We start from the raw sequence: 3,309 nt of genomic DNA on the forward strand, positions 1-3,309 counted from the left end.
ACCCCGCTGCCCGCCACGAAGTGCGGTGCATGGCCGTCCTTGATGGTGAGCGGCAAGTCGGTGGAGACCCTGTCCCCATCCTTGTCGGTCAGGGTGACGGTGAGCGGCAGGTCGAGGGATTCGCTGCCCTGGTGATCCAGCTCGGCCCCCAGGGTCACCTTGGCGGTGACGCTCCAGTTGCCGTTGCTCTCCACCAAATCCAGCTCGGCCCGCAGCACCTCGCGGCCGTCCGCGCTGGTCCCCACCAGCTCGCCGCTGGCATCCAGGGTGAAGGTAACCGGGCTGCCGTGGCTGCTGTACTTGCCATCCAGGCTCTGCTGAATGGCTGCGATATCGAACTTGAGGCTATCGGGCGCCAAGGCATCGGAACCGTGGTTCACGGTGAAGCTCATGTGGCTCACCACATCCTTCGCCCCCTGGTTCGCCTCCGTCATCTCGGTGCCGGTCACGGCGCTGATGACCGGATTGGCCCCGTCGCCGATGGCAACGCTCAGGGTGGAGGAGACTTTATCTCCGTCACTGTCGGTCAGGGTAAAGCCCGCCTTGAGTAGACTGTCTGCACTCCCCTGATCCAGCGGCTGGTTCAGGGTGAAGACGTAGTGACCGTTCTGATCCAGCGTCAACGTGAAGACGTTCTGGCCGTTGACGGTGCCGCTGATGCTGTTGCCGCTGATGGTGATGACCACGGGCTGGCCGCCGCTGGTGAGCCCCTGCAGGCCGGGCTGGCTGGCATCGAATGCGATGTTGACCAGAGGGTCGGCCCCGGCGGTGATGGCCAGATCCCCGGTGAGGGTCTGGGCTGCGCTCCAGTCGCTGTCCTCCACCAGGGTGAGGGAGACGGGGTCGACCTGGGGCAGCACGCCGTCGGTGATATGAATATTGAGGGTGCCAAGGTTGCTCTTGTCCCCGTCAAAGTCGGTGCCTTGCACCTGCAGCCCCAGATTGACGCTGTTGGTGCTGGCCGGTTGATCCAGCACGCCGTCGAGCACCACCTGGTACTTGCCATCCAGCCCCAGGGTCACGGTCAGAATGGTCTTGCCGCCCGCATCCAGCAGGGTGATGACGTTGCCGTTGACCTGATAGTGGGTCGGCTGGCCGCCGCTGGTGAGGCCATTCAGGCCGGGCTGGTTCGCCTCGAAGTTGAGCGACACCAGGCGATCGCTGCCCACGCTCACCGGCAACTGGCCATCCAGGGTCTGGCCTGAGGCCCCTTCCTGCAAAGTGACCCCGCTGTCGTTGCCAAGGTGAGGATCGGCGGCATCGGTCACATGGATGACGGTATCGCCCTTGCTGACGGTGCCATCGCTGTCCGTCACCTGCATGCCGACACGAATATCGAGCCTGTCGTTCGCGCCGTGATCCAGGTTGGTGTGAGTCACCACCTGATAATCGAAATCCACCTTGGTGTGCGCCGCGACGCTATCGGGCACATTGGGCAGGGTCACGCTCAGCACCAGGGTGCCGCTCGCAGTCACTGCCTGGAAGCTGTGGCCGTTGCTGCCCGGTACGGCCTGCCAGGTGAGGGTCTCGCCATTGTGAGTGACGGGATTGCCGTTGATGTCCATGACCTGACCGCTCAGGACCAGGCGCACATCGACGATGGGATCGGAGTAGGCCTGTACCGTCACCTTGCCCGTGATGAGCTGATCGTCAGCGGTCGCACCATTGGCGGCGCCATCGAAGCGCCCCTCGCTCAGGGTCACGCTGTCGATGGTCACCCCGTTGACGATCGGCCTGACGCCCTCGCTGATGGTGATGTCCAGAGTGCCCGTGGTGCTGTCGTTGTTGCCGCCCCCCTTGTCACTGTCAATGATGTCAAGCTTGAGGGGCAGACTCGTCTTGCCGTCACCGCCGCTCTGGTGCACCCCCTGATAAAGGGTCACCTTGTAGTCGAACGTGTTGCTGGCGGCATTGTCCAGCTTGCCCACCAGTTCGACCTGAAGCACCTCGACGCGCACGCCGTTCACGTCCACATAACCCTTGAGGATCTGGTTGCCCGGAATGGCAGGATCCCCGTCCACCAGTTCGTATTTCACCTGCTGACCCAGTGCCATCAGGGGGGGCTGGGAAGCCGGATCGGCGAACGAGACCTGACTCACCCGATCCGACCCCGACTCCAGGGTAAAGTGTCCCGTTTCCGTCAGGGTGTTGTTGCCATCGAGGCGGCTCTCGTTCAGATCTACCCCGCTGCCCGCCACGAAGTGCGGTGCATGGCCGTCCTTGATGGTGAGCGGCAAGTCGGTGGAGACCCTGTCCCCATCCTTGTCGGTCAGGGTGACGGTGAGCGGCAGGTCGAGGGATTCGCTGCCCTGGTGATCCAGCTCGGCCCCCAGGGTCACCTTGGCGGTGACGCTCCAGTTGCCGTTGCTCTCCACCAAATCCAGCTCGGCCCGCAGCACCTCGCGGCCGTCCGCGCTGGTCCCCACCAGCTCGCCGCTGGCATCCAGGGTGAAGGTAACCGGGCTGCCGTGGCTGCTGTACTTGCCATCCAGGCTCTGCTGAATGGCTGCGATATCGAACTTGAGGCTATCGGGCGCCAAGGCATCGGAACCGTGGTTCACGGTGAAGCTCATGTGGCTCACCACATCCTTCGCCCCCTGGTTCGCCTCCGTCATCTCGGTGCCGGTCACGGCGCTGATGACCGGATTGGCCCCGTCGCCGATGGCAACGCTCAGGGTGGAGGAGACTTTATCTCCGTCACTGTCGGTCAGGGTAAAGCCCGCCTTGAGTAGACTGTCTGCACTCCCCTGATCCAGCGGCTGGTTCAGGGTGAAGACGTAGTGACCGTTCTGATCCAGCGTCAACGTGAAGACGTTCTGGCCGTTGACGGTGCCGCTGATGCTGTTGCCGCTGATGGTGATGACCACGGGCTGGCCGCCGCTGGTGAGCCCCTGCAGGCCGGGCTGGCTGGCATCGAATGCGATGTTGACCAGAGGGTCGGCCCCGGCGGTGATGGCCAGATCCCCGGTGAGGGTCTGGGCTGCGCTCCAGTCGCTGTCCTCCACCAGGGTGAGGGAGACGGGGTCGACCTGGGGCAGCACGCCGTCGGTGATATGAATATTGAGGGTGCCAAGGTTGCTCTTGTCCCCGTCAAAGTCGGTGCCTTGCACCTGCAGCCCCAGATTGACGCTGTTGGTGCTGGCCGGTTGATCCAGCACGCCGTCGAGCACCACCTGGTACTTGCCATCCAGCCCCAGGGTCACGGTCAGAATGGTCTTGCCGCCCGCATCCAGCAGGGTGATGACGTTGCCGTTGACCTGATAGTGGGTCGGCTGGCCGCCGCTGGTGAGGCCATTCAGGCCGGGCTGG

General features: G+C 63.9%; 1 pseudogene. It reads right to left on the bottom strand.

The window, feature by feature from the left end:
- Positions 1 to 3,309, bottom strand: a pseudogene (locus AB5Y93_RS18995) (type I secretion protein); the annotation flags it as partial.

This window comes from Aeromonas sp. R10-1 (assembly GCF_040908465.1).
GTDB classification, from domain to species: Bacteria; Pseudomonadota; Gammaproteobacteria; order Enterobacterales; family Aeromonadaceae; genus Aeromonas; species Aeromonas caviae.